The following is a 621-nucleotide window of genomic DNA, read 5'->3' on the forward strand; positions in this document are numbered from 1 at the left end:
CCATCGTGGCAATCGGCGTCACCGTGGTGGTTTACGGTGCGGTGGCCCTGATCGTCAAAACGGACGACGCCGGTCTGGCCCTGGCACACAACGATCGCCCGATTTCCAGCCTGCTCGGCCTGCTGCCGGGCGGCGGCGGCGTGCCAGGCACTGCTGACCGGGCCGTGAGTGGCTTGACCCGGAGGCTCGGCCGCGGCCTGGTGATCGGCATGCCCTACTTCCTCAAGGCGCTGAGCACGCTCGGCACCGCCGCGATGCTCTGGGTCGGCGGCGGCATCATCATCCACGGCCTGGAGGAATTCGGCCTGTCCGGTGTCGGTCACGTGGTGCACGACATCGCCGAAACTGCCGGCGAGACCATCCCAGCTGTCGCGGGAGCGCTCGAATGGCTTGGTGGGGCCGTGGCGTCGGGGTTGTTCGGGCTCGTCGTCGGCGCGCTGCTGATCCCCCTGGTTCACACCGTGGCCGTGCCGGTCGTTGCGCGGCTGAGAGCACGCTGAGGGCGATGCGCGGGCAGTGCAGGGCAGCATCAAGGCAGTTGCGCCTGATGACAGCGTCAGAGCGGGCAGAGCTCTTGCACAAAGGCCTGATGCCATGATCTTCTGAAACCAGCCACTGTAC

Annotated in this window: 1 protein-coding gene; it reads left to right on the forward strand. The window is 67.5% G+C overall.

Annotation, left to right across the window (positions count from 1 at the left end):
• Positions 1-500 (forward strand): DUF808 family protein (locus tag N826_RS39175; protein WP_044438084.1); only part of this gene is annotated, 500 nt, incomplete at its 5' end.
• Positions 501-621: the final 121 nt, after the last annotated feature.

This window comes from Skermanella aerolata KACC 11604 (assembly GCF_000936425.1).
In the GTDB taxonomy this organism is placed as follows: domain Bacteria; phylum Pseudomonadota; class Alphaproteobacteria; order Azospirillales; family Azospirillaceae; genus Skermanella; species Skermanella aerolata.